At 60.8% G+C, this 4,572-nt stretch carries 5 protein-coding genes and 1 pseudogene; 4 read left to right on the forward strand and 2 right to left on the reverse strand.

The window, feature by feature from the left end:
• From E0F99_RS29085 to E0F99_RS29095, 3 genes are all read left to right on the forward strand, one after another.
• Nucleotides 1-736: DNA topoisomerase IB (locus tag E0F99_RS29085; RefSeq protein WP_130909106.1), on the forward strand; the 736-nt coding region annotated here is incomplete at its 5' end.
• 124 nt (nucleotides 737-860) lie between these two features.
• Nucleotides 861-2,495 carry an ATP-binding cassette domain-containing protein gene (locus E0F99_RS29090; protein ID WP_083358309.1) on the forward strand — a complete coding sequence of 545 codons (1,635 nt, stop codon included), beginning with the start codon at nucleotides 861-863 and terminating at the stop codon, nucleotides 2,493-2,495.
• Between the two features lie 69 nt (nucleotides 2,496-2,564).
• Nucleotides 2,565-3,269 carry a YoaK family protein gene (locus E0F99_RS29095; protein WP_083358308.1) on the forward strand — a complete coding sequence of 235 codons (705 nt, stop codon included), beginning with the start codon at nucleotides 2,565-2,567 and terminating at the stop codon, nucleotides 3,267-3,269.
• Between the two features lie 144 nt (nucleotides 3,270-3,413).
• On the opposite strand, the gene E0F99_RS29100 is transcribed toward E0F99_RS29095, so the two are convergent.
• Entirely contained in the window at nucleotides 3,414-3,767 is a 354-nt protein-coding gene (locus E0F99_RS29100) for a hypothetical protein (protein ID WP_083358307.1), read from the reverse strand.
• A 109-nt stretch (nucleotides 3,768-3,876) separates the two neighbouring features.
• Here E0F99_RS29100 and E0F99_RS29105 point away from each other — a divergent pair, with 109 nt between their 5' ends.
• The gene (locus E0F99_RS29105; RefSeq protein WP_083358306.1) at nucleotides 3,877-4,134 is read left to right on the forward strand and encodes a hypothetical protein; all 258 of its coding nucleotides are present in this window, start codon (nucleotides 3,877-3,879) and stop codon (nucleotides 4,132-4,134) included.
• Nucleotides 4,135-4,409: 275 nt separating this feature from the next.
• On the opposite strand, the pseudogene E0F99_RS29110 reads toward E0F99_RS29105, so the two are convergent.
• A pseudogene (locus E0F99_RS29110) lies at nucleotides 4,410-4,572 on the reverse strand (IS256 family transposase); the annotation flags it as partial.

Here is a 4,572-nt window from a genome sequence, read left to right on the forward strand (position 1 = left end):
GCAAGCATTCGGTAATGCGCTGCCTAAGCTGCGCAAGCAATTGGAGGCGCAAATTGCTGCACCGGGTTTCACCCGTGAAAAAGTGTTGGCCACAGTGGTGATGCTGCTCGACGCCACGCTCATCCGTGTCGGCAATACCCAGTATGCTCGCGACAACAAATCTTACGGACTGACCACCTTGCGCACCCGCCATGTGGACGTCAAAGGCAGCGAGATTCTGTTCCAGTTTCGCGGCAAAAGCGGGGTTGAGCATCAGGTCAGCGTCAAGGACCGGCGCATGGCCACGGTGGTCAAGCGTTGCTTGGAGTTGCCCGGGCAGAACCTGTTTCAGTATCTGGATGAAGACGGTGAGCGGCATACCGTCAGCTCCCACGACGTCAACGCTTACCTGCACAGCCTTACGGGCGCCGATTTCACCGCCAAGGATTACCGCACCTGGGCCGGCACTGCCCTCGCATTAGCCGTGTTGCGTGAGCTGGAATGGCAGCCGGAGTCCGATGCCAAACGCCACGTAGTCGCGATGGTCAAAGACGTCGCCAAGCAACTCGGCAACACCCCGGCGGTGTGCCGCAAGTGCTATATCCACCCAGCCGTGCTGGAACATTTCAGCGTGGGCGAGCTGTCCAAGTTGCCCACGCCACGGGTGCGCAAAGGGCTGAAAGCCGAAGAAGTCGCGCTGGCGATGTTCCTCGAGCAATTGGCCGCCGACTTGCCGAAGAAAGCCAAGGTGGGGTAGCCTTGGCGTCCCTTCTGACTCACGGGATGACCGCCGACGTGAACAACTAAGCCTTCCAAAATGTATCTGCAACGAGCCGCCTGGCGCGCTTGTTGGCCTGTTCGACATTTTTTTGGAGGTGCTGATGACTGACGTCAACCGGCTGCCTGTACTCGTTTCCCTGCAACATGTAGCGTTCCAGTTCGCCGATGGCGAAACCTTGCTGGAAAACCTCAACCTGTCAATTGATCACACACCCACCGGCATTGTCGGCCGTAACGGTCGTGGCAAAAGCATCCTCGCGAAGCTGCTGGCCGGGCTGCTGGCGCCCTCTTGCGGCACGCTGAACAGCTGCGCCAGCGTGGCTTACGTCGCGCAGGCATGGGCGGTTCAACCGGATCAGACCCTCGCCGATATCACCGGCACTGCCCACGTGTTGGCGGCACTTGAGCGCATGGCACGGGGCGAGTCTCATGCACACGACCTGGCGCTGATCGACGACCGCTGGGACCTGGCCGAGCGCCTGCGCACGGCGCTGGACACCGCGGGCTTGCATGCACTCGATGCGTATACGCCGGCCGAGCACCTCAGCGGCGGCCAGTTGGCCAGGGTCGCGGTGATCGGTGCTTTGCTGGCCTCGCCGCAGTTGTTGATTCTGGATGAGCCCACTAACAGCCTCGACAGTGCGGGTCGTGACTGGCTATTGCGCCTTCTGGCGGGCTGGCACGGCGGCCTGGTAGTGGTCAGCCATGACCGGCAATTGCTCAATTCCATGGGCCGCATCATCGAACTGTCGTCACTCGGCGCGCAGGTCTATGGCGGTAACTACGCGGCCTACCGCCTGCAACGCGACAGCCAACAACACGCCGCCCTCAGCGCGTTGGAACGCGCACGCCTGGCGCGCAGTTGCGAGCGGCGGCGCCTGCAAAAAGACCATGACAGCTTGCAACGCAAAGCCGCCCGCGCGCGTAGACATGCGCAAACCGCCAACGTCACCGGGTTTACCAAAGCGCGCTGCAAAAGCGCCGCCAAGGAAGTCGTCAGCACCGTGCGCAGCGCTCATCGCGAGTCTAAAAACGAGCTTGATGTGCAGGTGCGCCAGGCCTACGCGCGCGTTATCGACGAACCCCTCACGCTGCTGGCCCTGCCCGGCTGCGCAGTGCCTAATGGGCGCCACATACTGAGGCTGGACAACGCCCAACTGCCGTGGCTAGACCCGCTTAAGCCCTCAACCTTCATCACACTTAACCTCTTAGGCCCAGTACGCATTGCGGTGCGGGGGCCGAACGGCTGTGGCAAATCCACACTGCTCAAGCTGCTCGCGGGGCACTGGCCGGCCGTCAGCGGCGAATGCGCGGTGCATGTGCCCAGCGCGTATATCGATCAGGCTCTGGCGTTGCTAGACGACCAGCACTCTATCGTCGAGCAGCTCAACCTGCTCGACACGCCCTTGGCCGAAGCCCAATTGCGTACACGCCTGGCGTTACTGCAACTGGATGCGTTGCACGTGACTCAACCCACAGGTCGCTTGAGTGGCGGTGAGCGCTTGAAAGCCGCCATGGCGATCGCCTTGTGGCGCGAGATACCGGCGCAATTGCTGTTGCTGGATGAGCCGACCAACCACCTGGATGTGGAATCCGTGCTGGCTTTTGAACAGGCGCTGCGCGGTTTTACCGGGGCGCTGGTCGCGGTGTCCCATGACGAGGCGTTTGTGCAGGCTATCCGGCCGACGCATCTTTTGACCTGGCATCGCGAAGGCTGGCGACTGGAGTGTGTCTGAGGTCATTGCATGCCCAGTCAAAGCGTCCTACGGTAGTGGCCGAATAATCTCACCGAGGAGCCCGGCCTTATGCTGCCTGCAGCCCGCAAACCTTACGCGAACGCCGCATTGGCCCACCGCCAACGCTGGCGTGGCCGAGTCGGCTTGATGCTGGTGGCCAGCCTGTCGGTGCTCGCTGGCATGACCGATGCGATCGGCTTTATGGCCAGTGGCGATTTTGTCTCGTTCATGAGCGGCAATACCACGCGTCTGGCGGTGGCGATTGGCGCAGGCGACCTCGGTTTGACCGGGCGCTTGCTGTTGCTGATCGCGACGTTCATCGTCGGCAACGCGCTGGGCGTGATGGTCAGCCGCCTCGCCAGGCGGCATGCGCTGCCCTTGCTGCTGTGCATTGCCGCCCTGCTGTGCAGCGCAGCCTTGTGGCCCTTTGCCGAGACCTTGCCGGCGTTGCTGGCGGCAATTATTGCCATGGGCATGCTCAATGCGGCCGTGGAAGAGGTCAACGGTTTGCCGGTGGGCCTGACGTACGTGACGGGAGCGTTATCACGCTTTGGTCGTGGGCTCGGGCGCTGGATGCTCGGAGAACGGCGCAATGGCTGGCGGGTGCAGTTGATCCCGTGGGTGGGGATGTTTGTCGGCGCGGTCATCGGCGCGCTGCTGGAGCAACAACTGGGGCTGAAGGCGCTGCTGGCCAGTGGCGTATTGGCCGCTTTATTGGGCGTGGTGTCGCTGAAGATTCCCCGGCGCTGGCATTTGGGTTACATGCCGCGATAAGGAAGAAAAGAAGCCCGCCCGACGTTTCGGCCTCGACGTCCGTGTACCGGTAAAGAGCCAGCACGTCGAGCGAGCGGGAGAATCATAAGCCAATGTCCGGCGGCTGTCCCGCCGGGCATTTCCGAAAAACACTAAGGCAACGGATTACAGGCAGGTCGCGAGTGCGGCCAGGCGTCGTTTAGCCGGCATTGAGTCTTCACTCGCGAAGTAATTGACGGTAGAGCCGGCGCCTGTGCTGCGCACGTCGACAAAGTAGTCACCACCGGTGGTGTACACCGTGTAACCGCCTGCTTCGATGGGTTCCTTGAAGCCGCCAGCGTCAACGCCGAACACGGCTTCGTCCTGCCAGCCGAACTGGATGCATTGGGCAACCACCAGTGGGGCTTTTTGCGAAGCCAGGGTCTTGTAGGGCGTGCCGGTGCGCGCCTCTTTCATCTTCGAGCCCGCGCAACCGGACAGTGCTGCCACCACCAATGCGCCAATTACCACCTTTCGCATGCCATTGCCTCCTTGGAAAAACCGCGACTCTACCATTAGCAGGCGACACCCAAGGATTATTACGCCACCCTGTCGCCTACTTACGGCCTCGCTTGCAGCTGGAAAACCGATGACCCCCAATGCAGAACGCTACAACCCTTCCACTGACTACGCCGACAAGCTGATCAGCCGCATTGGCCAGACGCCCACGTGGATCGCCAAGCGTATCGGCGTCACTGACAAGCGTATCCGCTATATTCTCGATGGCGAGCGTACGGTGAAAGGCGAAAGTACGCCGATCCAGATGACCTACACCGAGCAGTTTGCCCTGGAATGCCTGGCGGCTGAGGCCAAGTCCAAGAAGAGGGCGTTACCTGTCGTCGAATGAATTTAGTTTCACTGTGAAGGGGCAGTGCGCTGCCTATAGTTGGCAGGCTCATTTTTAAGAAGTGTCTCTTCTGCCCGCCCTCCCGCGGGCTTTTTTCTGCCTGGAGGGGTGAGTGTATAGCCGTTATTTGGGTAATGACGGCTATTGGTTTCGGCCTGACAGCCGACCTGGTGGTGGAAGCTGAACTCGGTTACCGCTGTGGAGGGAGGCTTGCGAGAGTGTCAGATTTTTTGTGTGCGGGCCGGTAACGGCCTGCCGACAGGCAGGCCTTAGTTTTACCAGGTAGGCCTGATAAATCGATCTCCGTACAGAATCGCAAATTGGTTCATCGCACTCTTCCAGTCATGTGCCGGTTTGCCCCAGTTAGCAGTGATATTTCGCAATCCCAACCAGATTAATTTTGTTGCAGCATCGTCCGTTGGGAAGTGCCCTCGGGTC

The sequence above is a fragment of the Pseudomonas antarctica genome (assembly GCF_900624995.1).
Lineage (GTDB): Bacteria > Pseudomonadota > Gammaproteobacteria > Pseudomonadales > Pseudomonadaceae > Aquipseudomonas > Aquipseudomonas antarctica.

What these genes read in the sequence shown, in the direction of transcription:
- E0F99_RS29105 (WP_083358306.1), top strand. Translation starts at nt 3,877, where the DNA reads ATGACCCCCAATGCAGAACGCTACAACCCTTCCACTGACTACGCCGAC.
- E0F99_RS29095 (WP_083358308.1), top strand. Translation starts at nt 2,565, where the DNA reads ATGCTGCCTGCAGCCCGCAAACCTTACGCGAACGCCGCATTGGCCCAC.
- E0F99_RS29100 (WP_083358307.1), bottom strand. Translation starts at nt 3,767, where the DNA reads ATGCGAAAGGTGGTAATTGGCGCATTGGTGGTGGCAGCACTGTCCGGT.
- E0F99_RS29090 (WP_083358309.1), top strand. Translation starts at nt 861, where the DNA reads ATGACTGACGTCAACCGGCTGCCTGTACTCGTTTCCCTGCAACATGTA.